Here is a 25,655-nt window from a genome sequence, read left to right on the forward strand (position 1 = left end):
AGCAAGTCGGCTATCGCCAGTCAAAAAAAGCGCCTCTTCTCTCTGATATCTCTCAAGATATAGGATGAAGGGGCGCTTTTTTTTATCGGTCAGTATTATCAATCAGAGAGAGCAGCTTGTATCGTGGAGGATGTGTATCCGATACAGTTATCAGTGAATTTCTTTCTCTGTTGGATTGTCTTTATTTGTTTCTGATTGGGCTTCTACTTCTGGTTTAGTCTGTGCCTCTTTTCCCTGCTCAGGTGTTGGTGTAACGGGTTTTACACTGGATAAGGCGCTAGGCGCCACAGCTTGCGACTGTGATTGCGCAGGCACGGGCAAGGCAACCGGCACGGGCTCGGTGCTTGGCTTGCCGTCAGCACTGTGATCGATATTGTTGCCGACGTTGTGGCTGTTATCCGACGGTAGTGCCGCGGCTGGTGTTGTTTCTGTAGTTGGAGCGGTTTCTGTCGCAGGCGCAGTTTCTTTCGGTGGCGGAATGACCACATCCCCTTCAGGGATCGGTTCTTTCGGGCCAAGGAAGCGCGGTTGGCTGCGTAGCAGATAGAGATCCGATACCGCCGCCAGACGTGCAAACACTTCACGCACGCGCGTTTTGATGTAGTCATCCGGCATAGGCACCGCGTAGCACACCGCATTGATATCGTAGTGATGGGCAATGAGCAGGGCACGCTCACAATGAAAGCGCTGGGTGATGATGATGAACTTTTCAGCATCGAAAACTTTCTTGGCTCGCACGACGGAGTCAAGAGTACGAAAACCGGCGAAATCCAGCACGATTGCTTGTGGCGGTACGCCGGCTTTAATCAAATCGCGACGCATATTGCGCGGCTCGTTGTAGCTGATTAGTGCATTATCGCCACTGACCAGCAGACGTTTGACTTTACCGAGGTGGTACAGCGCGGCAGCGCCTTCAATGCGGTGAGTATAGAAGTTATTTAGAACTCCGGTACTGACGTATTTGGAGGTGCCGAGCACTAAACCGATCGGTGTTTCCGGTAAATCTTGCGGGTTTTCATAGATAGAATCGGCGAACCACCAGCTGATCCCCCGATCGAGCAACACAAGAGCAAACGCGGCACAGAGCGTGAGAAATACGACATATCTTAAGCTTTTACGCCACATGACTATTGTTCAACCTTTGCGTGTTCCTGTGTGCAATCAGAGGGCGAAGTGTCGCCGTTATACCCTTCCTACTTGAAGCCGCAGCGGTGTTGGCTACGTTCGTTCACCCCAATCACATAGTTTGCCTATGCTCATGGGGATTCACTCACTTGCAGCCTACCTGCAACTTCACGTTGTTTGGGCATATAAACCCTGTTACCACTGTGTTGTACATGACAATTATTAATTCTGGGCTCTTAAAACTGGCCCGAAGGTCAGTGGCCATGAGAGCCTTGTTATCAGCAACCATCTCAAACCTGATTGGACAATGGCTGCAGATATGCTGGTGTAAGCAGTATGCGGCGATATGCATGGTTTGTCTGAGAGTAAAACCCCGAAATTAAACCAGTCACCGGAAAACGACAATGCCTACCATAAACTTATTTCGTTAAAAAATAATAAAAAAGGGAGCTAATGCTCCCTTATATCGTCTTACTATACCACGAATCAGAATGAGGTACGTTTATACTGACGGTAAACCGCTTGCCAGAAGTTTTGCTCGATGTTTTGCTCCAGCGCCTCGTCAGAGGTTTGTACGGCAACACCTTCGAACTGCGCGGTCTTCGCCACTTGCAGCGCGATGTACTTGCTGACGCGTTGGATCTCAGACAGACATGGCAGCAGAGAACCTTCACCTTGGCTGGCCAGTGGCGAGCAGTCAGCCAATGCACGGCTTGCTGTCATCAGCATGGCATCAGTCACGCGACGCGCGCCAGAAGCCAAGACACCCAAACCGATACCAGGGAAGATATAGGAGTTGTTGCACTGGGCAATCGGGTAAGTTTCACCGTTGTGCAGGACTGGGGCAAATGGGCTACCACTGGCAACCAGCGCGGCACCATCGGTCCAACGGATCACATCTTCAGGACGCGCTTCCACGCGTGATGTTGGGTTTGACAGCGGCATCACGATTGGACGCGGGCAGTGCGCGTGCATCTCACGGATGATCTCTTCGGTAAACAGACCCGGCTGGCCAGATACCCCGATCAGGATGGTTGGCTTGCCGTTACGCACAACGTCCATCAAGGAGATCATGTCAGAAGACAGATCCCAGTTTTGCAGTTTGTCATGCTTTTGTACCAGCTTGCTTTGGAAATCCAGCAGGTTTGGCATCTGATCCGTCAGCAGACCAAAACGATCAACCATGAACACCTGTGCACGGGCTTCTTCATCACTCAGACCTTCCGCTTTCATCTGGGCAACGATTTGCTCAGCAATACCGCAACCGGCAGAGCCTGCGCCCAAGAAGGCAACGCGTTGATCACGCAGCTGGCTACCGGCAGCGCGGCTGGCGGCAATCAGGCAGCCCAATGTGACCGCGGCAGTACCTTGGATATCATCGTTAAAGCAGCACAGCTCATCGCGATAGCGGTTCAGCAGTGGCATGGCGTTTTTCTGCGCGAAGTCTTCGAACTGCAGCAGGACGTTTGGCCAGCGGCGCTTCACGGCTTGGATGAATTCGTCTACAAACGCATCGTACTCTTCACCGGTGATGCGCGGGTGACGCCAGCCCATGTACATTGGGTCGTTCAAACGCTGTGGGTTATTGGTACCTACATCCAGCACGACTGGCAGGGTGTACGCTGGGCTGATGCCACCACAAGAGGTGTACAGAGACAGCTTACCGATTGGGATCCCCATACCACCGATACCTTGGTCACCGAGGCCCAAAATACGCTCACCGTCTGTCACCACGATCACTTTTACGTTTTGCTTGGTGGCGTTTTGCAGCATGTCATCAATACGATCGCGGTTCGGGTAGGAGATGAACAGACCACGGTTACGGCGATAGATATTAGAGAATTGCTCACACGCCTGACCTACAGTCGGGGTGTAGATAACCGGCATCATCTCTTCGAGGTGATCATTGACCAGACGGTAGAACAGGGTTTCGTTGGTGTCCTGAATATTACGCAGGAAGATGTGGCGGTTGATGTCGCTATGGAAACTGGTGAATTGTTCGTAGGCGCGATTGGCTTGTTCTTCGATCGTTTCGATAGCTTCCGGCAGCAAACCTTCCAAGTTGAAAAACTGACGCTCATCTTCCGTGAAAGCGCTGCCCTTGTTGAGCAGAGGCGTTTCCAACAGTGCTGGACCGGCATAAGGGATGTACAAAGGACGCTTGCTGTCCTGATTGATTTCAGTAGTCATATTCATTGTGTGTTTGTAGGAAAGGCACCGCCGATCCTAGGGCGATGTAACAGAAAGTAAATTGCCGAAGACCATAAATGTGCGGACGCGCAAGTTATTGGTTTCAGCAACTGACCGATTGAGACTGAATACGCTGAAAATTGCCGATAAATCATATAAATAATGTGAGCCGATTCAGGATTATGACCGGCTCACTGTGACCCCGATTCAAAATTATACGTAACCAACTAACAACCCATGCATAACCAATACATAGCTACTACTTAACTATGATGTATTGTATCAAGGTCAATCGTAAGCCGATTTTTGGCTTAATGTTGCTTACTAGCCGTGTCTGGGATCTGTGTTTGTGCCTCGGAAAGTAGAGTATCGCCCTGATAAAGCTTAACCGAGATATGTACCTTATCTTGTGGTGAAAGGGTAAAGCGCAGGGTGGATAGCGCCTGATCTTGTCCGGCGGTTAATGTTACGTCCTGCTGCTGCGTGGTTCTGCTGGTGCCCGATGGGCCGGTTTTGTTGACGCTCACACTGTAGCTGCATTCACAGGTTTGTGCGCTGCGTGCGTGGGTAACGATATCTGTCGTTTGGTCGTGCTGCTGGCGGGTAAACCAGATTTGACTTTGCACGGCGCCAGCGAGTAATAAGGCAAGCATAGGATCTCCCTGTCATCAATGTGATGTGGTGGAAAAGATGCGATGGAAAAGGTGAAAAATCAGTGCCTAGGGTTTTCAGTGAGCATGAGTTAGCGGCCATCAGCTCTCTACGTTATTGGATAAAAGATAGGTCAAAAATTCGCAGGTTGCTCACAGCGGCGGTTATCCCCATCTGAAAACAACAAAACGGAGCAGGGCCCCGTTTTGTTCGTATCTCACTGAGCGGCGATTACTCGCAGCAGAGTCAGCGTGTATCAGTTTTGGTTTACGGTCGCAGAGTTGTGACCACCATACTGAGTGACACTGGCCAAGTCGTTGTAAGCGCTCTGAGTCACGGTTACGTCGTTGTGATGACCGTTTTGGTAAGTATCAGACTCGTTCCATGCACCAGATTGTTTGATGTCGGCATCGTTGCGGCGACCAATTTGATCGACATCGATATCGTTATGAGCACCACTTTGTCTTACTTTGGCATCGTTGCCGTTACCGGTTTGGGCAACATCGATATCGTTATGCACGCCACGTTGTTTCACGTCGGCATCGTTGAGATGGCCTTTTTGCACCACATCAACATCGTTTTTCCAGCCACGTTGTGAAACGTCAGCAAAGTTGCCATTGCCAGATTGTTTAACGGTGGTGTCGTTGTAACGGCCACGTTGATTCACATCAGCTTCGTTGCCATTGCCGTTTTGTTTGACGTAAACGTCATTCAGGAAACCGCGCTGTTTAACATCGGCATCGTTTTTACGACCAGATTGTTTGACGTCGATTTCATTGAATTTACCGCTTTGAGCAACGGTAGCGTCATTTTTACGGCCACGTTGATCGATATCAGTATTATTTTTGTAGCCGCTTTGGTCTACTTGAGCATCGTTACGTTTGCCACGTTGCTCGATATTGATATCGTTTTTGGTACCGGTTTGATCGGTGGTGGCGGAGTTAAAAGAGCCACTTTGATAAATCACGGTATCACTTTTTGATGCCCCAATTTGAGTTGAGGTTGAGCTGTTTTTGGTTCCTTTTTGGGTTACATCAATCAGTACGCTGTTTGAACTGCTTTGCAGAGCATCAGCACTGTTACCATTACCGGTTTGGTAAATGGTGGTGGTTTGGTTGGCGGCGTTAACAGATACGGCACCGATAATAGCGGCAGTGATGATAGACAGATTCAACATTTTCATGGGATATATCCTCAGTGTTGCTTTGCCTGATTAATTTAATCGAGTAACTCAATTACTTTGATTGACTGTAATTGGTAACCCTACACCGTGTTGCACGACTGCAGCGCTAAGGCCCGTGCCATATTGATTGATATTGGCTTGATTACCCGAACCATATTGAGTAATCGATGCGTAATTGTTATATCCGTATTGGTTAATGGCTGCATCGTTAGATGAACCATATTGGCTAACGTATGCTTCGTTACCTGAACCATACTGCGCAACAGAAGCCGAATTATTATTTCCGATTTGTTCAGCAAAGGCGGTATTGTTGGTGCCATGCTGAGTCAGATAATAATCGTTAACATTGCCGCGTTGTTTTACAGTGGCTTTGTTAAATGCACCGTCCTGTGCTATTTCGGTATTATTCCAGTTACCAATTTGTTTTACATGTGCTTGGTTTAACGTTATTTCATCTGGAGCCATATCTTCTGCTGCATAAGCTTGAGAACTTAATGCCAGCAAAATAGATATAGCCAGATAACCGGTTTTTCGCTGCATTATATTTACTCATGTCGTTGGTAATGTCCTCAAGACAGGAGTAAGTATTGGTTTGATATTTGATTACCAAAATAAAACTAATTTCTTATTTTTTCTGAGTGTGATGGATGAAAGTATTAATTCTTTTGATGGGGTGTTGGCTAACTTATTGTGGTGTATGATGATTTTTGAATGGATTTTAATGGTGTGATAAGTGAAAAATTAAAAAAAAAGAGAGCAATACTGCTCTCTTTTTTATTGATAAGGGTTTAATACCCCGGCAAGAGTTAAATAGCCAGAGGTACATCCTCTTTCATATAACGTTGAATTATAGCGTTATTTATGTCAGACGGATTTTGTAAAGACCACAGATTTTGCCTAATACCTTCCACAATCAGATGGGCAACACCGGCTTCAAGCGCCGACATCATACACATCATGACAGGCTCGTTTGTGGTAAAGCCGGCCTCCAGCTCCAGTAGGCGCTGGTATTCGATAAATCGAAATACGCCTGCGGAGAACTCGCTAGAGAGGATAGTCTTGCTGGTATTGACGGACAGCAAGACTTCCCCAGTTCGGACGTCAACGGCGCGTAAGTTGACGGCGACCTGATCGACCCGATACTTGCCGTCAGCACCGATCCCGAAGTAACGGGCACCGGCACCCCCGGTTTTGATATCTGAGTCGTAACCGATAATGGCTCCTTCAATCAGCACATTGGCTGAGAGTAACGAAGGTAGCGGGTTTTGGTTATTGGCTGCCACAGTACCGTTTTCCTGGGCGGCACGGATAATTTTTCGCTCGTTCAGCAGGTTCTGTAAACCTTCCCGCTCCAGTGGCACGAACCAGCCGGAGTCTTTTAACGCCGATGTCAGCATAGCGTTGCCGCTTTGCGGTACAGCGGTTGAGAAGTTACTGGCCGGCAGAGGTTTAAACTGACCGGTTTCATCCTGTACGCTATAAACTGAAACGATAATTTTTCCGTTCGGTTTGGGTAGTGCCACCAAGTCTTTGTAGGTGCTGGCACGTGGCAGTAATGTCGGTTTGGCCGCTTCCTTAGGTACTTCTGTAATTGAACAACCCCCAAGTAAAACGGCAATGATCAGAATCATTGCTCGCATAGTGCTTACCTTTCTTATCAGTTAGAGAGCCGTCCATTGACTTCAATGGTGGATGTTTGCCCGGTTTTCTTATCCGTGATCACCACAAAGAGTTGGCCTGAACTAGCGCCGCCTTGCACTTTGACGGAATAATCATTGGTGGAAATAGATTGTCCGGGCGTAGGGTTGCTGAGCAAATCACTGATCAGGTTGGATTGCAGCAATTCAGTCAGGTTATCTAATGGTGATGTACCGGCAAGAGCATCATCGAGTGCCGGGTCTTTATAGCTGTTTTGCGCTTGTGCGTTCGACATCAGATATGAGCCGTTAAGCGGGTTGCCGCCGAAGTTCGGATTGACCGGCTGGTAGATTAGCGGGCTGCTGTGTGCAAGAGCACTGAACAGTAGCACCGGGGCAGCAAGGAGGGCTTTGTGTTTCATACTGTCTCCATTAAAACTCATCAGCGGCAAGTTCGCTGGTTTTGAGAAGTGCCTTATCGATCAATATCTTGGCCATATTGTCTGAGGTGACAGTAATCGCCTGATCGACAACCTGTTCCAGATTTCTCCGGCTTGGAAATAACACAGTCCTGAATAAAATATTTTGCTCATTCTTTATGGTAATTATACTTCCCCAACGAGCACTCGGTTTTTCTTGAATGGATAAGTTGATCTTTTGGCTGGCTTGCCATTTGTCACTGAATAGACGATAAAAATCGTGACCGATAGGGGTAATGGTTCGGTTGGTTATAAGGCCAGGAATTTCAACTTCAACGGCAGAGGCCTGCGGGGCAGGAAATGCAGACAGCAGGAACAACAGTCCTGCCGTAGCGAGAGTTTTTCCGTAAATAAAATTCATCGTCATGGCTCTGCATGTTATTTATTATTGTCCGCCAGATTCATTCCGGCAGGGTCTTATCGCTAAACTTTATTACTGCTTAAGATTCTCTTCAGCCCAGTAAATGGCTTGTGTCCGATTACGTACGTTGATTTTTCTGAATAAATTATAAAGATGTGACTTTATGGTATGTTCGCTAACAAACAGCATGCTGGCGATTTCCATGTTCGACGCGCCAGAGCGTAATTGTTCTAAGATCTCTTTTTCCCGTAACGTAAGTTGTGGGTAATTGGCGCTGTTGCGCTGGTGAACGCGTAAATGTTCAATCAATAAACTGGTTAGGCTACGGGGCAGCCAAAACTCACCGTTGAGCACCGATTTAATCCCTTTAACCAGCGTGTCTTCGTTATCTTCGGTGCGAAAAATGCCGCTGATCGCCGGCCAAGACAGAATATCTTCTTGTGTCACATCATCTGGCATATTGAACAACAACGTCTTAATGCTGTTACGATGCTGGAACAGCTTGTATTGCCACAGTTTTATTTCTTTATTATCCATTTCGGATAAATCAAACAGCATCAGAGTCAATTCCGCCGGCATACTGTCCAGTGGATTGGCCAGATTATGAATGCTGACCGGCAGAGAGGTTTTCTCGCGCAATGTTCTGCTGAGTGCGCTGACCTGCAGGGAAGGCTTGGTAATGAGCAGCAAATGTGCATGCTTTTCCATCGTGAACCCCATAACCGGTTATTCGTTATCAATCTCTTAATACGCAATATAGTGGATTAACCTCATCCTTTCCGGTCTGCGATAAACGTGCCTTATTGTTCCGTTTGTTAAAGAACAAACAGTTAGATGAAACTGAGTGACAGAATATTAATTATTCGATAACCAAATATTCTAATGATGGGTTTTATATGCAGAAAAGATAGTCTGCGATTAAGCCAGACTATCTAATCAAAGGCAGGAGGAATCAGAACAGCGGGTTGAATCTTTAGCGTGAAGCGCGTTGTTCCCAGTGGGTAATAAAGGCGGTGGCAGCAACAATAATGGCCGCGCCAAGCCACAAGCGACCCGGTGGCGCCCAGCCGAACACCAACCAACCTGCGGCTACGTTAATGGGCAGCTTGAAGTTGTCGAACGGCTGCACGAATGAGGCATCTGCGCTGGCGTACGCTTTGGCGATCGCCATCTGCGCAAAGGCGGTAAGTAAGCCGACCAAGCCTAGCATTACCGCGCCCGTGCCCTGTGGTACGGTGAATTCCGGCAGCGCCAACAGAAGGTTAAATGGCGTAATCAAGATCAGCAGGTAAACCACCATGGTGGTTGGCGAGTCATGGTGTGACAGCTTTTTCACCATCAGCGAATAGCTGGCCCAGAAAAATGCCGCTGCCAGAGGGAGTAAGGTGATCAGCTGAAAATTATCTGACCATGGCTCCAAAATGATCATGGCACCGACAAAGCCACTGAGGGTGGCAATCCAGCGCGCGGCGCCCACTTTTTCGCCTAAAAATAGCCCAGAGCCGAGCGTAGCGAACAGCGGCGAGGTCATGATCAGCGCAATACCTTGCCAAATCGGGATTGGATAGGCGAGCGCCCATAACCAGCATTGAATTCCGATCACCGAAAGGAAAATTCGGAAGATATGTTGCCCCAAATGCTCCGTACTGAGCGAGCGGCGCAATCCTACTTTCAACAGCCACGGCAGCATCACCACCAGTGCAACCAGATATTGGTAGAGGGCAACAGAAGTGGACGGGATGTGCATATTAATGCTGACATACTGAGTCAGGGTATTAATGGCTGCAAAGGCCATTCCGGCCAGAATCATCCAACTGGCGCCTATCAGCGGCCGGTGTGTACGCAAAGTCATGGCAAGCTACTACGGTAATTAATCGGGTGGTTAACAGGTCATCTTACAGACGCTGGATAGTTTACCGATTTCATGCGCAGAACCTAGCAAAAAGACCGCCGTGACTTTCGACTCTAGACTGTTTGTTCGCTAAATCAGCAGACTGCACACAAAAATGTGACAGGGGTAAAATCCACCATCTTAAGCAGCCGTATGCCGAATAACGAAAAATACGATACCGATTAAGCGGCGAGGGGATGTACTGAAGAAAAATGACGAAGGAAGAAAAGGTATGCGGCAGGAGAGAAAACTCCATCGTCATCAACAATGGGCAATGCCGTTCTCGGTGACGATGGATGAGCGGAGCCTGTAGGTGCGAATGTAACCTCTACAAGCTAGGCGTAAACTACACGCGCAGACAGGTGATCTCGCTAACACCTAATGCGCGCAGAGTCGCTTCGGTTGCCGCTTGCTGGCTTAAGATAGCCGTTTGACTTTCTACCAGTACCGCGCGGCAAATATTCGCCGCAGATTCACCTGACATGTTCAGATTGATCAGCGCAGCTTGCAGCGGAGGCAGGCTTGGGTTGAAGGCCGCATTTTCTGCGTACATGCCCTGATAAATCGCGCCGGATTGCATTTGCAACGCAACCCCGGCATAGCTTTGGCTGTAAGGCGCATGGCTATGGTTGGCAGCCTCTAACGCAGCACTGACCAGCGGATCTGTGGTACGGGTTTGCATCCCGTGATCCTGGGCATCCATCAACAAGGTGGTGATGTTCAGATCGCGCGGGCCGAATGCATCCGGCAAGTAATCATACAGCTTACTTGGTGCACGCTCTGGCAGGTGAATTTTCAGATCTGGCGCAGCATTTAGCTCATTCATGAACTGGCGGCAGTGACCACACGGCGAATAGTTGATCGTAATGTCAGTCAGGGCTTTCTCGCCGCGGATCCACGCATGGGTAATGGCACTTTGCTCGGCATGCACGGTCTGTTGCAACGCAACATCGGCAAATTCCATATTGGCACCAAAATACAGATTACCGCTTTCACCACGGCTGATCGCGCCAACATAAAACTTTGAAATAGGGGCAACAGAGTAGGCGGCTGCAACGGGCAATAACGCCAATGACAGCGCTGGTACATCCAGTCCGGTTACCGAACAAATAGCGGAAACGTCTTCAGCGCGCAACCAGCCAGCAAAACCAGTTTCTGATAAATATGGGGTTAATGCGGCAGATAACGGCGCAGGCAGGTTGGCAAGGGCGGCTTTAATTCTCTCTTGCATCCGCTTTGTACTCCTGTTTATTGATGGGATCAGGATTTTAGAGATATGCCATGCAATAAAGTGTGATTAAGATCACTTAACTATGCAATTGCGTGTTATTGCATTTCATGATGTGAGATCTGTCGCACGTATTCCGCCATGTCTTCACCAAGATAAACCGGCGGCAGCACGCTATGAGTTAATGGATCTAAAGGTATTTAGCAGTATAGCTAGGTAAACCAAAGCCAGAAATGGTGCAAACATCCTGAGCCGTACATATGAAAAGTTCTTGTGTGCTGTCGTGGCCAGAGTCTGGTGGCCAAAAAAAAGCCTCCTAGAAGGAGGCTATGAAACAACAAGATGATTTCGCTGAAATACGGGCAGGGTATGCGGGAGTTCAACCGTAACCTGATTGCCCAACACTCATCTCAAAATAAAAACTCAAACTAACAGCCAATATGACCAGAATGACCAGAAAATGAGACAGTGAAGCATTCTTACCTGTAGAGCGTGCGTCATATCAGCAAGCTCTACTCCCCTAGGAGTGAAAACAGGGGATAGAAAACATGGGATAGGGAAGAGCCTTTATCCCAACAATTTGACCAGCACAGGGAAGATGAAAGGCGCAATCAGTGAGGTAATTACACCACAAATCACCAGTGCCAGTGAACTAAACGCACCTTCGACATAATCTTCTTCCGCGCAGCGTGCAGTGCCTAAGGCGTGTGAAGCATTACCCATCGCTAAACCGCGAGCAGAAGGATGACGAATTTTCAGCCAACGCATATAAATGTGGCCAAACACCGCGCCCAGCAAGCCCACATAGATAACGGCAACAGCGGTAATCGCTGGAATACCCCCGATGTTTTGTGCCACCGCCATCGCAATGGGGGTGGTCACTGATTTAGGCGCAATGGAGGCGGCCATTTGTGGCGAAGCGCCCATCCACAGAGCAATTGCAGTCCCGCTGACAATCGCAAACAGAGAGCCTAAAAAGCAGATCCCGATAATGGATTTCCAGCGTGCACGAATCTGGTGCAACTGTTCATACAGCGGAAAGGCTAATGCCACTACCGCCGGTTGCAATAACTGGTTCAGTAACTGGCTACCGGAAAAATACTTATCGTAAGGAATACCTGTCGCGACCAGAAAACCGATCAGAACAATCATCGAAATCAGCAACGGGTTCATCAGCGGTGATTTGACTTTGGTCGCCAGCCAACGGGCTGCGAAAAATACCGCTAAAGTCAGAGGTAAAGGCCACCAGTTCATGATCATTTCTCTCCGTTACCACGTGCTGCGGACTGATCCGCTTTGTTGCTGTTTGCTGCGTTTGACTGTTCCGCTTCGACCGTTTCCGGTGCATCTGGCGTACCGGCCATCAAATCGGATTTAGCGTGAATGCGTTGGTACACCACGGATACCGCAGTCATCACAATCAGTGTACTGACGGTGGTGGAGACCAAAAACGCCCCCATGCTGCTGGAGAGATCACGGTAATGGTTGATCAGGCCGACACCGATAGGAATGAACAGTACCGCCATATAGCGGATAAAGAGATAACATCCCGGTTTCACCCAATCGGCTTTCACAATTTGCAGACTGAGCAGAATGAACAGCACCAGCATACCGATGATGCTACCGGGGATATTAAGATGCAGCCAAGCAGACAGGCTGTTTCCCACCCATAAACACGCAAAAATAAGTACAAAGGCTCGGGCATAGCCCCATACATTGCTGACGTACTGTGACATAAGATTAGACAACACTCATTAACCTGTAATCATCATACAATTATTCTATAGGATGTGCCATAGATCACACAAATTAATTGTCTCGGATTATGGGCGTAGGGATCTGTCAGACATTAGCATACTCACTGTCACTCACCCACGCTTATCTGCGTGCTAGCGCACAAATGAGTGTAGTAATTTGATCATCATTTCTTTTCTGTGATGTATAGACAAAGGCAAAAGCAGGTTGATAGACTAAAAACGTTTCTGGTGACAACCGGAAAACATGAAAGTTCGGATGAAGGTATCAGGAGAGTGGAGAATCGACTCCACGCCGAAGAAGTAAATCTTTCAGGCGCTGTTATTCAACAGCAGGGACTGTTACTGGACGAGCCCTTGGAGAGATCCATTGAGTTGGACGCCGAAGGCGCAAGGTGGCTCCCGCCACTCAAACGCTCAGGCAAAAGGACAGGGGAAGAGATGTGCGGAAGGCTGGCCGAAAGGGCAGTCTGCGTTGTGTTATGAGTTTTTTCATCAGCTGTAAACGACCACATATCTGTTTCTCCTCCTAAAACGGTCAGCTTTATCGCCCTTAAGGAGGAATGTTGTGTTTGACCTGCAATCCGTATTGCAAACCATCGATAATTTTGTCTGGGGTGCGCCGCTGTTGATTCTGCTGGTGGGAACCGGTGTTTATCTAACAGTACGTCTGCGCCTGATCCAGATTTTCTCTCTGCCGCGTGCATTTTCCTATATGTTCCGTTCCGAGCCGGGCCAAGGTGCGGGTGATGTGAGTGCCTTTGCTGCGCTCTGTACCGCGCTGTCTGCCACTATCGGTACCGGTAATATTGTTGGGGTAGCCACGGCAATCAAAGCCGGTGGGCCGGGTGCGCTGTTTTGGATGTGGATGGCGGCATTCTTTGGCATGGCCACCAAATACGCCGAATGTTTGCTGGCCGTGAAATACCGCGTGAAAGATGCCAATGGTCAGATGGCGGGCGGCCCGATGTATTACATCGAAAAAGGGCTGGGCCTGAAGTGGTTGGCGTCGCTGTTTGCGGTGTTTGGTATCGGGGTGGCGTTCTTCGGGATCGGCACATTCCCGCAGGTCAATGCGATCACCGAATCGCTGCAAAATACCTTTGGTTTCCCTATTTGGATCACCGCGACCGTACTGACATGCTTAGTCGCCGCCGTTACCCTTGGCGGGATCAAGCGGATTTCGGCCATTGCCCAGCTGACAGTTCCGTTTATGGCGCTGTTCTATGTGGCCGGTTCTGTGCTGCTGCTGATGGTGAATTACCATAAGGTGCCGGATGCGGTGATGTTGATCCTGACATCGGCATTTAACCCTGATGCCGCTGTGGGTGGTGCGCTGGGTCTGACCATTCAGCAGGTGATGAAATCCGGTATTGCGCGCGGCGTGTTCTCTAACGAATCAGGCCTTGGCAGTGCGCCGATTGCCGCGGCTGCGGCACGTACCAATGAGCCAGTGCGTCAAGGTTTGGTCTCGATGACCGGTACCTTTATCGATACCTTGGTGATCTGTACGATGACCGGTTTGGCGCTGGTGGTGACTGGGGTATGGAATACACCACTCAGCGGCGCAGCGATGACCAATGCGGCCTTTGCGACCGGCTTGAATGAGCTGGGGCAGTGGGTGGTGACTATCGGTCTGATGTTCTTTGCCTTTACAACAATTTTGGGCTGGAACTACTACGGTGAGCGCTGCGTAACCTATCTGTTCGGTACTAAAGGGATCCGTCCGTACCGTTGGATCTTTATCCTACTGGTGGCATCGGGTGCGTTTTTGAAACTCGATACCATCTGGATTTTGGCGGATATCGTCAATGGCCTGATGGCGATCCCGAATCTGATTGCGCTCGTCGGGCTGCGTCATGTGGTGGTTGCCGAAACCCGTGATTATTTCGCTCGCATGAAACTGCCGCGTGAGGCTGTAGAAGCGGTTTAAGCTATGCCGGTGTTGCACAAGGTATTGCCGGTGTTGTCAGTAGGCAATCCGTATAATCAGTAATGAAAGCAAACGGCTTTGGGTAGTAATCCAAAGCCGTTTTCTTATCGCGAGTCAGTTGATTTTATCCCACCAGAACATACTTCTTTTTGTATCCGTTTTTTGCGTGAGTGGCTAGCATGCTTCTCTTCTTGTCAATTTGCGTTGCTATTACATGTTACAAGCTCTGCGGCAATGCCTTGAGTGTTGTAATTGTTGGGTAACCTGACCAGCTCATCAATTGCTTCTCTGTAGCTTCACCATGCGCTTGTAGCCACTGGCCGGTTTCGAGTGCTGCATTCTGGCTATTCTCTGCATTGTCGTAACTGCGTCGTGAGTAGACGATGAATATGCCAGTGCCATCCACCAACATTGCGCGTGCAAACACCGTTTCCAACACGCCTGGCGCGCCTAATATTGCCACAATCAAGTGTTCGGCGGGTTTAGTCGCTGTGGCTGGAATGGAATTAACGCGGACAATTTTCCCCGCCTGCTGATAATTGGCCAGTACCGCATTGCTCAGTTGTGCCAATTGCTCACCATCATGCACGGTGGGATAGACGTTGATCGTCATCATCTCATGCCAAGTCGATAAATCGGTTTGTTCTGGCGGCGTAAATTCATTCTGATTGTCTTTCGACCAGCGATGCACAAAAGTTTTCCCCGCAAATTGCAGGGGAGCCACGGATACAGATGGTGCTGTTGTGCTAGATGTAGGTGCGGCATGAACGGGGTGTAATGTGCTGACCAGCGTGGTGCTAAGCAGCGCGGCCAGCATTAAAAATCCAGCTTTATTCATATGTCTTCCCTGAGAATAAATGGTCAATGAATCTGACAGGTTTACATTATTCGCCTTTCTGCGGCACAACACAAAACTGTTATCGTACCGCCACAAAAACGTAATGACATCTCGTTATCTTTCAGCGGGTCAGCCGGAGAGTTACCGGCAGGATTTTGTTTTATATGGAGATTTATCAGCATGTCCGTTCGTTTCCCATTAACCCTGCTTACCAGTGCTCTGTTATTGTCCTTAAGTGGTGGCGCTTCTGCGCAAGCGGCTGAGGCACATGCCGCTGGCCCAAAAATCGAACATCGCGCCGCCCAAGGTGATGTGACCCAGTTTGGTGGTGCTCGCCGTTTGACCGAAGAACAAACGGCAGCACTGCGCGCTTCTCTGTCCGACAAGCAGGTGAAAAACGTGATTCTGCTGATTGGCGATGGCATGGGCGACTCGGAAATTACTGCAGCGCGCAATTATGCTAATGGCGCCGGTGGTTTCTTTGCTGGGATTGATGCGCTGCCATTGACTGGTCAGTACACCCACTACGCGTTAGATAAAAAGACCGGTAAGCCAGATTATGTGACGGATTCCGCGGCGTCGGCTACGGCGTGGAGCTCGGGCGTGAAAACCTATAATGGCGCGCTGGGTGTTGATATCCATGAAAAGCCACACACCACATTGATGCAGCTGGCGAAAGCGGCGGGTAAAGGTACCGGTAACGTCTCCACCGCAGAATTACAAGATGCGACACCGGCGGCGATGATGGCGCATGTGACCGCGCGTAAATGTTATGGCCCAGAAGCGACCAGCAAACTGTGCCCAACTAATGCGTTGGAAAACGGTGGTAAGGGTTCGATTACCGAACAAATGTTGCAAACTCGCCCTGATGTGACTTTAGGCGGCGGGATGAAGACCTTCAGCGAAGTGAGCAAAGCCGGTGCCGGCCAAGGTAAAACGCTGCGTCAACAGGCGCAAGAGCAGGGCTTTGTGATTGTCGAAACGCTCGATGATCTGAAAAAAGTGCAGTCTGCCGATCAAAAAGCGCCACTGTTAGGCCTGTTCTCTGACGGTAATATGCCAGTACGCTGGAAAGGTCCAAAAGCCAGTTATCATGGTAACTTAGACCAACCGGCGGTGACCTGTACCGCGAACCCAGAGCGCAGCGCATCGGTGCCGAATCTGGCTGATATGACAGAAAAAGCCATCGATTTGCTGAAAACCAATCCCAATGGGTTCTTCTTGCAAGTTGAGGGCGCGTCGATTGACAAACAAGATCACGCAGCGAACCCGTGTGGCCAATTTGGTGAAACGGTGGATCTGGATGAAGCGGTACAAAAGGCACTGGAGTTTGCCCGCGCAGATGGCAACACCTTGGTCATTGTGACCGCTGACCACGCGCACTCCAGCCAAATCGTAGCACCGGACACCAAAGCGCCGGGTCTGACCCAAGCCCTGAACACCAAAGATGGTGCAGTGATGGCGATCAGCTATGGCACAGCGGAAGCCGATGAGTCACAAGAGCATACCGGCTCTCAACTGCGTATTGCTGCCTATGGTCCACGTGCGGCGAACGTTGTGGGGCTGACTGACCAGACTGACTTGTTCTTCACCATGCGTGATGCGATGGGGCTCAAGCAAGACAAGCAACAATAAGCGCTAGACAGCGATACATAGACATCAAGCCGCAGTCTTTGGACTGCGGTTTTTTTACGTCTTTTTTTGCGTATTAAGATAGGTTGGAATGCGCGAGTATTACGTTAGAAATACATCATATCAATGTGCTGCTTGGGCGCTGTTTGAGTATAAAAATACGCTATAGTTGATGGTTGGGAGCTCCGTTGAGTCGTGTGTAGCGAAAGCGTATTCAATCAGAGCGGCGAGCGATCAGTCTATGGGTAGCAAGGGGCGCAATGCGATGAAAGCATGGGTCATGATTACAGCGGGCGTGGTGATGTTGAGTCAAACGCCTGCGTTTGCCATTAGCGAAGCATATCGGCAAAAGCTGGAGCATTCAGGTTGTACGCAAGTGAGCGAATTGCAAGGCTGTGATATCAACAAGAGCAAGGCGGAAAATGCCAAAGCCGGTTTTGTGACGGCAGAAGCGGCTGCGCCAACCACACAGGCAACGGCTGATCCTGCGCATCCCTATACTGGGCAGTGGGTGGCTAAAAATGATCGTGGGGATACCGTCGCGACCATTCGCGTCGATAAGCAAGAGCATGTGTGGGTGAACGGCGAGAAGGTGAAAGCTAAACGCAGTGATGGCGCGCTGGAGTTCCATCAGGGCAGCTTGGTGTACCGCATCCAAGGCGATCGTCGCTTAAAAGACGAAGATAAATGGATGGATCGTGATGCCGGCACCTCTGGCCCGATTGTCGCGGAATAACATTCGTTGCGAAATAACGTCACGGAATAGTGTTGCGGAATAAAAAACGGCGTCGCTGCTATGTTGATAAGCGACGCCGTTTGTATCTGTTAGTTTGAGCGCTATATTTTACGTGCTGATTTTAACGCTTAGTCAGCCTCGTGGCTGATGTTTTTCGCGCAAGACGCCTTTGTATTTCCAGTGACTGAAAATCATCTCCGCGACACAGAAAATCAGACCGGCCCAAATAAAGCTAAAGCTTACGCCTTTGACCATATCAAACGGTTCATCAAAGATCAGCACCGCTAGAATAAACTGCAGCGATGGCTCGATATACTGCACCAAACCGACTACCGTTAATGAGGTGCGTTTTACCGCTAAGGCAAACAGCAGCAGCGGCACCAGCGTGACCGGCGCACTTAGAATATATCCCGCGCGGGTGATGTTATCGGCATCCAGCAGCACACTGTTGCCACTGAACAGCAGCCAGAGTGCGCACACCAAGGCAAACGGGAACAGGAACAGTGTTTCCACACTTAGCGCGGTCAGCGAGTCATAGCGCACTTGCTTACGGATCAGACCATAAACTGCAAAAGCGACGCCCATCAAAATCGCCAACCACGGCAGTTCACCGTAATGCCACACTTGGTAGCCCACACCGACAATCGCCAGAACGACCGCCAACTGTTGGAACCGACTCAGCTTATCGCTCAAGAAAATCACGCCAAGCGCAATCGAGCACAGTGGGTTGATAAAGTAGCCTAAGCTGGCGGCCAAAACCTGATCGTGGGTAATGGCGTAGGTGAAGGCTGTCCAGGAAACACACATCACGATCCCGCCCAGGAGACAGCCGAACAGGGATTTTTTATCCTGCCAGACCTCACGGAACGAGGTGCGATTTTTGATCAGTAAACGCGCTAACAGCAGTAGCGGTAAAGACCAAACCAGACGTTGCGCCAGAAGCTCAATGGCATCGGCACCGGGGATTAAACGGTAGAAGAGAGGCGTGATGCCCCAGAGTACGAAGGCCAACGCAGCAAGAACTGGCCCAGAGAATAGTTGTGGCATAGTTATCGTGGCACTCTTTACGGGCCACACCTTTTATCAGTTTATTGTTATTAATGGAGTTCGTAGAGCAGTAATCGGAAGGGTTCCTGCTGTGTTACTTGTTACGGGTGTAATGAGCATCGCGCTACAAAATGTCGCTTTTGCTCATTACACCAGCAATCTTAACAGTTAAGACACCAGACGACAGCCGTAATCGTACAACGCTTTGAGCAATGCCAACTTTTCTGCGTTATCGTCATACAGATTAGCCAGATCTTCCAAGCTACGCGTAAAGCGCGGCGCTTGTTCGGTCAGCACCTGCTGGCGGTGTTGTTGCCATTCACGTTGCTCTTCCCGAGTCAGAGTTTGCGGGAAGTTACGCGCGCGGTAACGAAACAGCAGGGGAGCGATGCGATCATCAGTGTATTGCAGATCCAGTGTGCCAAGCGCTTCAGGCGCACTGCTGCGGATAATTTGCATCGCGGCCTTGTCAGCATCCGAGAAAAAACCGTCGTACAGGCGTGCATCGACATCGCTTTGTGCGGGGTAGTCACGCTCTTGAGCGAAGATGGCGACGACTTTATCGCGCAAATCTGGCGCGTCTTTGAGGCGCTGTAAGTTTTGCAGACAGGCGGCGCGATCAATGCCCAGTCGCTCGGCATTTTCTGGCAGCAAGGTTTTGGCGGGGGCCAAAATAGGGCACTTATTGATGTGCACCAGTTTGAGTGGGATGCGGCTTTCTCCCGGCGCTAAATCAGCCGTGGCGGTATAGAGCTTTTCGCGCAAGGTATCGGCATCGGCGGTCAGTAGCGGGGTGATATCACCGGCCAGATCGCAAACAATCACGGCATTTTGATTGGTCGGATGCCAAGCCAGCGGCACAATCCAGCTGGTGTTGCCGCGCGCACTCCCAAACATACCGGATACATGCACCAGCGGCGCCATATTCACCAGATCCAGCAAGCCAGACACTTTACGCTTGTGGCGATGAGTCAGGAAATAATCGAATAATTTCGGTTGCGCTTGACGTAGCAAACGCGCCATCGCGATGGTGGCATGCACGTCAGACATCGCATCGTGCGCTTGTGTGTGTTCAATGCCGTTGGCTTTGGTCAATTTTTCCAGCTTAAAGCTCGGTAGACCATCGTCACCTTCTGGCCACGCGATCCCTTCAGGGCGCAGCGCGTAACAGGCGCGCACCACATCCAGCAGATCCCAGCGAGAATTGTTGTTTTGCCAGCTGTAAGCATACGGATCGATGAAGTTGCGGTAAAAAATATTACGCGTTACCTCATCATCAAAACGGATATTGTTATAGCCCACTGTGCAGGTGCGTGGTTGGCTAAATTGTTCGTGAATCAGCGTAGCAAATTCAGCTTCACTGACTCCCCGCGCCAGAGCCACTTGCGGGGTGATCCCCGTGATCATCACTGCTTCTGGATGGGGCAAGTAATCATCAGTGGGTTTGCAATATATCACCAGCGGTTCGCCGATGATATTGAAGTCACTGTCGGTACGGATACCGGCAAACTGTGCCGGTCGGTCGAGCGCCGGATGGGTTCCCCAGGTCTCAAAATCGTAAAAGTAATAAGTATCCTGTGCCTGACTGCTCATGGTGTTCTTCTGTACCTGCCTGAAAACAACTGCAATATAACGGGTCATAGTAAAGATAACTGCCCGTAAAAGGTAGTCCTGTCTGGTTGCATTGCAGCAGAAAAAAGCGCTCTGGCTCGCTGTTTACCGACTGTTACCGCTTTTGTGCTCAAGTTTTCGCGTAAAACTGCGATATCAAAAGAAGAGAGTACAAATTTATCGTACGAATCGGTATGGGGACAGGGTGATCGCAATGTGGGATCCTGCGTTCTGTGCCGCCAACAGCCTGATTATTGACGACGAGCACAGAGGTTTGATGTGAGTTTCATTGGTTTTTTTGTTGCCCTGATTTGTATTTTGGGGGCGAACTTAATTGAAGGCGGTCATCCGTCGGCATTGCTGAACGGTCCGGCATTTTTGATCGTCGTCGGGGGTACTATCGGTGCGGCGATGGTGCAGTTTCCATTCAATGTCATGTGGCGCAGCCTCAAGCGTTTTCGTTGGTTGGTGATCCCGCTGCGAATGGATTTTTTCTCCCAAGCTGAAATGCTAGAGAAACTGGCCAGTGTAGCGCGCAAAGAAGGCTTTTTGGCTCTGGATGCGATGATTGAAGAGATCCCCGATCCTTTCACCGCTAAAGGCGTGCAAATGCTGGTGGACGGTGTCGACAAAGACGCGCTCTATGATCTCTTAGAAGCTGAAATCGAAAAAGAGCAATATGACATTGAGCAGACCGCCAAGCTGTACGAATCCATGGGCGGTTATAGCCCAACCATGGGTATTCTGGGTGCGGTATTGGGCCTGATTCACGCCATGGGGCTGTTGGATCGGCCAGACGAGCTGGGTCAGGGGATCGCGGTTGCGTTCGTGGCCACCATTTACGGTGTGGCATTTGCCAACGTGTTGTTGCTGCCATTTGCCAACCGTTATAAAGCGTTTGCCCATGATCTGTATAACTTCAAAATCATGAGTGTGGATGCGCTGTATTCCATTGCCGAAGGTCATAGCCCACATCAAATTCGTCAGCGTTTGGATGTGTATACCGAAGAGTTACAGTGATCGAGCGGTTATTTGAACCGCGGATTGACATTGCTAAACCGTTAGCCGGCTAAAAAAGAAATTTAGCGGAAAATAGAGAAGAGAACGTCTATGGCTAGAGCCAGAAGAAAACGCCGCGGGGATGGGGGACACGAAAACCACGAACGCTGGTTGGTCTCCTATGCGGATTACATGACACTGTTGTTTGCTCTGTTTGTAGTGTTGTATGCCTTTGCCATGACCAAAGAAACCACTACGCGAGCGATGATTCAAGGATTGATTGATTCCTTCGGACAAATCGGTTTTATCGCTAAGCCAAGAGGTTCGCCAGTGTTAGATGGTGGTACTGGCATCATTGATCACGCTGTGGGCACCAAAGAGCTGGCTCAGGCTGCGCCGTCGGTGATTGAAAGTCTGCCTCGCTCATTGGCGTCATCAAAAGTCTTGGAAAGTGAGCAAGATGCGGCATCTGATGTGATCCCGATGCCGACCTCATCGGAAGCGGAAGATGGTCGTAATCAAGACCAGCGCGGACAGCTAACCGAAATTGAGCATCAGCAGTTGGTGAAAAACTTGCAAACCGAGTTCCAGCAGCAGATCAAAGATGGCTCGATGCAGATTGAGTCCCTTGGGCAGCAGGTGATCATTCGACTGAATGAAAGTGCGTCGTTCGCTGCTGAATCAGCCTATTTGCAGCCTAAGTTTGAACCTTTGGTGCTGAAAATCGCCTCGATACTTAAAGATGTGCCGGGTCAGATCAAAGTCACCGGTCATACTGACAGCACGCCACCACCCAGTGAGCTGTTCCGTTCCAACTGGGATTTGTCCGCCCAGCGTGCGGCGTCAGTGGCATTAGGGATGTTGGATGAAAAAGGCATGAGCCCGAACCGTATAGTGGTGCAAGGCGTGGCCGATACCCAGCCTTTAGTGCCTAATGATACGGATCAGCATCGTAAGGAAAACCGGCGCGTGGAAATTGCACTGACGCAGGGTAAACCAACGGTGTATAGCGCCGCGGCGCTGAAACAATAAGCGTGACGATATCCTTCCTACTTGAAGCTCAGTGAAAAAGGCTGCCAATTGGCGGCCTTTTTCTTCGTGTTCACCGAGTTAGCTTTTATCGAGTTAGTCTTTATATAGTTAGTTTTCATCGAGTACGAATTCATCGGGCACGAATATCCTGTGTCAGTTTCCACTGAGCATAGTTTTGGCGCGTAGATTTTTGTTTTTCGCTTTGCTCACCGGCTATCTTGAGCTAGCAATCTTAGGTTGAACTCACGATTTTATCCTCGCGGAATTTTTCTTTGCAGTTCAGGCTTCTGCTGTCAATCATTGATGCAAAATTGTGCGCTGTTCGACAGCTATGCGCTTGTATTCAGCACACAATAAGAAGCAATATAGAACCAAAGCTGAATTGTTTCAGCTTGTGCGGTTTTATCGGAACATAACCGTGATCATGAACAGAAGGAATTGACCATGAGTGATATCGCACTTACAACCAGTCTGCTGTCGCTGGTTGCGGTGCTCGGACTGTGGATGGGGAACTGGCGCATTTATGGTGTCGGGCTAGGCATTGGCGGCGTATTGTTTGGTGGCATTTTTGTTGGCCACTTTGTCGGGTTATACAACATTGAACTGGATCCACATACTCTGCATTTTATTCAGGAGTTTGGGCTGATCTTGTTCGTGTATACCATCGGTATTCAGGTGGGGCCGGGCTTTTTCTCCTCATTGCGCACATCCGGTTTAAAACTCAACGCATTTGCCATGCTGCTGGTGCTGCTTGGGTGCGTGGTCACCGCGTTGCTGCACAAAATTTTCAATATCCCGCTGCCGGTTATTTTGGGTATTTTCTCCGGTGCGGTGACCAACACGCCATCTTTGGGTGCTGGCCAACAAATCCTATCAGAGCTTGGCGCGGCACCGAATGTCACAACCATGATGGGGATGGGCTATGCGATTGCCTACCCGTTCGGGATCTGCGGTATTTTGCTGACTATGTGGCTGGTACGTGTTTTCTTTCGCATCAATATCGAAAAAGAAGCACAGGATTTTGAAAATCAGACCAACATGGTGCACGAAAGCTTATCTACCATGAACGTGGCGGTGCGTAACGGCAACCTTAATGGGCTGATGCTGCGTGATATTCCAAGTCTGGACTCCGAAACCGTGGTTTGTTCACGCCTTAAGCGCGGCGATCAACTCTTAGTACCAAAACCGACCACTGCAGTGCAAATGGGCGACTTACTGCACTTGGTAGGTGAGCGGGCTGCGCTCAATAGTGTGCGCCTGGTAGTGGGGGAAGAGGTGGATACCTCGCTGTCGACTCGTGGTACTGATTTGCAAGTGGCGCGGGTGGTGGTGACTAACGAAATTGTGTTGGGTAAGAAGCTGCGCGATCTCGATTTGAAAGAGAAATACGATGTTGTGGTATCGCGTTTGAACCGTGCTGGTGTTGAATTGCTGCCGACCGAACACAGTACGCTGCAATTTGGTGACATCCTGAATCTGGTGGGGCGTCCAGATGCCATCGATGCAGTGACCAGTATTGTCGGTAACGCGCATCAAAAGCTGCAACAAGTGCAGATGCTGCCGGTGTTTATCGGGGTCGGGTTGGGCGTGTTGTTAGGCTCGATTCCGTTTTATATTCCCGGCTTTCCTGCGGCGTTGAAATTAGGTCTGGCCGGCGGCCCGTTGGTGGTGGCGCTGATTTTGGCGCGGATTGGCAGCATTGGTAAGCTGTACTGGTTTATGCCACCGAGTGCCAACTTGGCGCTGCGTGAGATCGGGATTGTGCTGTTCTTGGCGGTGGTAGGGCTGAAATCCGGTGGAGATTTCTTCGATACCTTGATCCACGGCGATGGCCCTTCATGGATGCTATACGGCATGCTGATCACCTTTATTCCGTTGGTGATTGTCGGCTTTCTGGCCCGTAAAGTGGGCAAGATGAATTACTTGAGCCTGTGCGGGATGATGGCCGGCTCCATGACTGACCCGCCAGCGTTGGCGTTTGCCAATGCGATGCATCCGACTTGTGGAGCGAGTGCGCTGTCGTACGCTACGGTGTACCCACTGGTGATGTTTATGCGGATTATCTCACCGCAGCTATTGGCCATTTTACTCTGGGCTGGGATGTAGTCAGTTGATTGATATAACCGGCCAATAAAAGTCGGTTATCGCAATGTTATTGCGGGCGGACATAGTGCATACATTCGCGCTATACTCCGCCCGCTAACGTTTACGCAGAGTAGGGAAGCCATGAGCCAGATTTTTGATCCGAGTTTGTCCGTGTATCCGTTTCCGCCCAAACCTCGGGTTCTGACGGATGACCAAAAAGCCTTCTATCGCCGAGAAATTATTCGCCTGCTGGCGGAAAAAGATGCGGTGCTGGTGGCTCACTACTATACCGACCCTGAAATTCAGGCACTGGCCGAAGAAACCGGTGGCTGTATTGCTGACTCGCTGGAAATGGCGCGTTTTGGCAATAATCATCCTGCTTCAACCTTGCTGGTGGCAGGGGTGCGTTTCATGGGGGAAACCGCCAAGATCCTTAATCCAGAAAAGCGCGTTTTGATGCCGACGCTAGAGGCGGAATGTTCATTGGATCTGGGGTGTCCGGAAGCGGAATTCTCGGCATTTTGCGATGCTCATCCGGATCGCACCGTGGTGGTGTACGCCAATACCTCGGCGGCGGTAAAAGCGCGCGCTGATTGGGTGGTGACATCCAGTATTGCGGTAGAACTGATCGACCATCTGGATGCGCAGGGCGAGAAAATCATCTGGGCGCCAGATCGCCATCTGGGGCGTTATGTGCAGCAAAAAACGGGGGCTGACGTACTCTGCTGGCAAGGTGAGTGCATTGTACATGATGAGTTCAAGGCGCAAGCCCTGCAGCAGATGAAAGCGTTGCACCCTGATGCCGCTATTTTGGTGCATCCAGAATCGCCGGAGTCAGTGGTGGCGTTGGCGGACGCCGTCGGATCCACTAGCCAGCTGATCAAAGCCGCACGCGAGTTACCGCAGCAAAAGCTGATTGTGGCGACGGATCGCGGCATTTTCTACAAGATGCAGCAAGCCTGCCCAGATAAAGAGATGTTCGAAGCTCCAACTGCTGGTGAAGGCGCGACTTGTCGCAGCTGCGCGCATTGCCCGTGGATGGCGATGAATGGTCTCGAAGCGATTTATTCCGCGCTGACTGAAGGCTCTGCGGCCCATGAGATTGAAGTGGATGAGAATGTGCGTCGTCAGGCGTTGATCCCGCTCAACCGCATGCTGGAGTTTGCGGCCTCGTTGCAGTCTCGATAGAAAGAATACCGTAAAGCGATCACTTGCTATAAAAACAGCCCGCAGACGATCATTC

Annotated in this window: 23 protein-coding genes and 1 riboswitch; of the genes, 7 read left to right on the forward strand and 16 right to left on the reverse strand. The window is 50.0% G+C overall.

What is annotated here, in order from left to right; translation table 11 throughout:
- Positions 1-150: 150 nt before the first annotated feature.
- From NCTC9997_RS15420 to NCTC9997_RS06545, 13 genes are all read right to left on the reverse strand, one after another.
- Entirely contained in the window at positions 151-1,125 is a 975-nt protein-coding gene (locus NCTC9997_RS15420) for a SanA/YdcF family protein (protein WP_064977611.1), read from the reverse strand.
- A 486-nt stretch (positions 1,126-1,611) separates the two neighbouring features.
- A complete protein-coding gene (locus NCTC9997_RS06490) occupies positions 1,612-3,315 on the reverse strand; it encodes an NAD-dependent malic enzyme (protein ID WP_010861744.1) in 1,704 nt (567 codons plus the stop codon).
- Between the two features lie 311 nt (positions 3,316-3,626).
- Positions 3,627-3,968 carry a curli assembly chaperone CsgC gene (gene csgC, locus NCTC9997_RS06495; protein WP_010861743.1) on the reverse strand — a complete coding sequence of 114 codons (342 nt, stop codon included), beginning with the start codon at positions 3,966-3,968 and terminating at the stop codon, positions 3,627-3,629.
- A gap of 254 nt (positions 3,969-4,222) precedes the next feature.
- Positions 4,223-5,149 carry a hypothetical protein gene (locus NCTC9997_RS06500; protein WP_082935496.1) on the reverse strand — a complete coding sequence of 309 codons (927 nt, stop codon included), beginning with the start codon at positions 5,147-5,149 and terminating at the stop codon, positions 4,223-4,225.
- 48 nt (positions 5,150-5,197) lie between these two features.
- The gene (gene csgB, locus NCTC9997_RS06505) at positions 5,198-5,689 is read right to left on the reverse strand and encodes a hypothetical protein (protein WP_064977612.1); all 492 of its coding nucleotides are present in this window, start codon (positions 5,687-5,689) and stop codon (positions 5,198-5,200) included.
- A 266-nt stretch (positions 5,690-5,955) separates the two neighbouring features.
- Positions 5,956-6,789, reverse strand: a complete 834-nt coding sequence (locus tag NCTC9997_RS06510; protein WP_039045301.1) for a CsgG/HfaB family protein — start codon at positions 6,787-6,789, stop codon at positions 5,956-5,958.
- A 17-nt stretch (positions 6,790-6,806) separates the two neighbouring features.
- On the reverse strand, positions 6,807-7,208 hold the full coding sequence (locus NCTC9997_RS06515) for a curli assembly protein CsgF (protein ID WP_039045300.1): 402 nt from the start codon (positions 7,206-7,208) through the stop codon (positions 6,807-6,809).
- 10 nt (positions 7,209-7,218) lie between these two features.
- Positions 7,219-7,626: a curli production assembly/transport protein CsgE gene (gene csgE / locus NCTC9997_RS06520; protein ID WP_010861738.1), complete on the reverse strand. Its 408-nt coding sequence runs from the start codon at positions 7,624-7,626 to the stop codon at positions 7,219-7,221.
- A 72-nt stretch (positions 7,627-7,698) separates the two neighbouring features.
- Entirely contained in the window at positions 7,699-8,334 is a 636-nt protein-coding gene (csgD, locus tag NCTC9997_RS06525; RefSeq protein WP_165807595.1) for a biofilm master transcriptional regulator CsgD, read from the reverse strand.
- Positions 8,335-8,599: 265 nt separating this feature from the next.
- Positions 8,600-9,478, reverse strand: a complete 879-nt coding sequence (locus NCTC9997_RS06530) for a DMT family transporter (RefSeq protein WP_010861736.1) — start codon at positions 9,476-9,478, stop codon at positions 8,600-8,602.
- A 385-nt stretch (positions 9,479-9,863) separates the two neighbouring features.
- The gene (cdd, locus tag NCTC9997_RS06535; RefSeq protein ID WP_010861735.1) at positions 9,864-10,748 is read right to left on the reverse strand and encodes a cytidine deaminase; all 885 of its coding nucleotides are present in this window, start codon (positions 10,746-10,748) and stop codon (positions 9,864-9,866) included.
- A gap of 564 nt (positions 10,749-11,312) precedes the next feature.
- Complete coding sequence (locus tag NCTC9997_RS06540) at positions 11,313-12,005, reverse strand: CidB/LrgB family autolysis modulator (protein ID WP_010861734.1); 693 nt, start codon at positions 12,003-12,005, stop codon at positions 11,313-11,315.
- Positions 12,002-12,481 (reverse strand): CidA/LrgA family protein, encoded by a 480-nt coding sequence (locus tag NCTC9997_RS06545; protein WP_064977614.1) that lies wholly within the window; start codon positions 12,479-12,481, stop codon positions 12,002-12,004. Before NCTC9997_RS06545 ends, NCTC9997_RS06540 begins: the two co-directional genes overlap by 4 nt.
- A 365-nt stretch (positions 12,482-12,846) precedes the next feature.
- A riboswitch (glycine riboswitch) is annotated at positions 12,847-12,942 on the forward strand.
- Positions 12,943-13,067: 125 nt separating this feature from the next.
- On the opposite strand from NCTC9997_RS06545, the gene NCTC9997_RS06550 reads away from it, so the two are divergent.
- Positions 13,068-14,432: an alanine/glycine:cation symporter family protein gene (locus NCTC9997_RS06550; RefSeq protein WP_010861731.1), complete on the forward strand. Its 1,365-nt coding sequence runs from the start codon at positions 13,068-13,070 to the stop codon at positions 14,430-14,432.
- Positions 14,433-14,649: 217 nt separating this feature from the next.
- Here NCTC9997_RS06550 and NCTC9997_RS06555 read toward each other — a convergent pair whose 3' ends face one another.
- Positions 14,650-15,270, reverse strand: a complete 621-nt coding sequence (locus NCTC9997_RS06555) for a hypothetical protein (RefSeq protein WP_064977615.1) — start codon at positions 15,268-15,270, stop codon at positions 14,650-14,652.
- A gap of 180 nt (positions 15,271-15,450) precedes the next feature.
- Between NCTC9997_RS06555 and phoA the strand changes: the two genes are divergently transcribed.
- Entirely contained in the window at positions 15,451-16,905 is a 1,455-nt protein-coding gene (phoA, locus tag NCTC9997_RS06560; RefSeq protein WP_064977616.1) for an alkaline phosphatase, read from the forward strand.
- Positions 16,906-17,167: 262 nt separating this feature from the next.
- Positions 17,168-17,638: a hypothetical protein gene (locus NCTC9997_RS06565; protein WP_036768766.1), complete on the forward strand. Its 471-nt coding sequence runs from the start codon at positions 17,168-17,170 to the stop codon at positions 17,636-17,638.
- 132 nt (positions 17,639-17,770) lie between these two features.
- Here NCTC9997_RS06565 and rarD read toward each other — a convergent pair whose 3' ends face one another.
- A complete protein-coding gene (gene rarD, locus NCTC9997_RS06570) occupies positions 17,771-18,685 on the reverse strand; it encodes an EamA family transporter RarD (protein WP_064977617.1) in 915 nt (304 codons plus the stop codon).
- A gap of 168 nt (positions 18,686-18,853) precedes the next feature.
- Positions 18,854-20,278, reverse strand: a complete 1,425-nt coding sequence (gene sbcB / locus NCTC9997_RS06575; protein WP_010861726.1) for an exodeoxyribonuclease I — start codon at positions 20,276-20,278, stop codon at positions 18,854-18,856.
- Positions 20,279-20,575: 297 nt separating this feature from the next.
- Between sbcB and NCTC9997_RS06580 the strand changes: the two genes are divergently transcribed.
- From NCTC9997_RS06580 to nadA, 4 genes are all read left to right on the forward strand, one after another.
- A complete protein-coding gene (locus NCTC9997_RS06580) occupies positions 20,576-21,316 on the forward strand; it encodes a flagellar motor protein (protein WP_010861725.1) in 741 nt (246 codons plus the stop codon).
- 90 nt (positions 21,317-21,406) lie between these two features.
- Positions 21,407-22,327 (forward strand): MotB family protein, encoded by a 921-nt coding sequence (locus tag NCTC9997_RS06585; RefSeq protein WP_064977618.1) that lies wholly within the window; start codon positions 21,407-21,409, stop codon positions 22,325-22,327.
- A 444-nt stretch (positions 22,328-22,771) separates the two neighbouring features.
- On the forward strand, positions 22,772-24,433 hold the full coding sequence (locus NCTC9997_RS06590) for a putative transporter (RefSeq protein ID WP_010861723.1): 1,662 nt from the start codon (positions 22,772-22,774) through the stop codon (positions 24,431-24,433).
- A 120-nt stretch (positions 24,434-24,553) separates the two neighbouring features.
- Entirely contained in the window at positions 24,554-25,600 is a 1,047-nt protein-coding gene (nadA, locus tag NCTC9997_RS06595) for a quinolinate synthase NadA (RefSeq protein ID WP_064977619.1), read from the forward strand.
- Positions 25,601-25,655: the final 55 nt, after the last annotated feature.

Origin of the sequence: Plesiomonas shigelloides, assembly GCF_900087055.1 — a bacterium.
Classification (GTDB): Bacteria; Pseudomonadota; Gammaproteobacteria; order Enterobacterales; family CAMTGL01; genus Plesiomonas; species Plesiomonas shigelloides.